The following is a 1,060-nucleotide window of genomic DNA, read 5'->3' as shown; positions in this document are numbered from 1 at the left end:
TGTACTGACCCGGATCGTTGTTGACGTAGGAGAAGCCTCCGGTGTCGAGTTGGAGCTGTCTAGTTCTTCAGCTTGAACACACGGAGGCTTCTCGTGTCCCACGGTAATGCCCGGCTGACTCCGGCCGGCAGGTTGATCATGGTCCAGCGCATCCAGTCGGGGCGTGCGGTCGCGCACGTCGCCACGGAGATGGGCATCTCACGCACGACCGCGTGGCGGTGGTGGCGACGATTCCGGGAACACGGCCCGGCGGGTCTGCAGGATCGTTCCAGCGTCGCCCGCTCCCACCCGCATCGGACAGCGTCATGCGTGGAGACGCGGGTGCGGATCATGCGTCATCTGACCCGTCGCGGTCCGGTGTTCATCGCGGACAAGCTCGGTATGCACGCCTCGACGGTGGGGCGTGTGCTGCGCCGCCACGCGGTGCCGTTGCTGCGTGAGTTGGATCCGGTCACCGGGACGGTGATCCGCGCGACCCGCCGGTCCGCGAAGCGTTACGAGCACGACCATCCCGGCTCGTTGATCCACGTCGATGTAAAGAAACTGGGCCGCATCCCCGACGGCGGCGGGTGGCGCGCTCACGGTCGCAGTGAGAAGGTCCGCGGCCGCGGGATCGGCTACGACTACGTCCACACTGTCATTGACGACTACTCCCGCGTTGCTTACGCGGAGATCCACGACGACGAGAAGGGCGTCACCGCCGCCGGTGTTCTCGAGCGAGCGATCGCGTTCTACGCCACCCTCGGCATCACGGTCGAACGTGTCATCAGCGACAACGCGTTTGCCTATCGAAAGTCGGCGGCGTTCCGCCGCGTGATCGACGCACACCACATCAAGCAGAAGTTCATCAAGCCGCACTGTCCCTGGACGAACGGGAAAGTCGAGCGCCTGAATCGCACCCTCGCGACCGAGTGGGCCTACGCCCGGCCCTTCATCTCGAACGCCGAACGTCGCGCTGCCTTGCCGAGCTGGCTCAACTACTACAACCTAGACAGAGCCCACCTCGGCATCGGAGGCAAGACACCCATCGACCGAATCAACAACGGTCGGGGTCAGTACA

1 protein-coding gene is annotated in these 1,060 nt (G+C 64.7%); it reads left to right on the top strand.

Translation table 11 applies throughout. From position 1 onward, the window contains the following. Positions 1-93: 93 nt before the first annotated feature. On the top strand, positions 94-1,060 hold a 967-nt coding region (locus WDU99_RS17235; protein ID WP_337333700.1), incomplete at its 3' end, for an IS481 family transposase.

This window comes from Microbacterium bandirmense (assembly GCF_037204185.1).
Taxonomy (GTDB): domain Bacteria; phylum Actinomycetota; class Actinomycetes; order Actinomycetales; family Microbacteriaceae; genus Microbacterium; species Microbacterium bandirmense.
The sequence above is the reverse complement of the archived record's forward strand: the minus strand, read 5'-3'. Positions and strand labels throughout refer to the sequence as shown.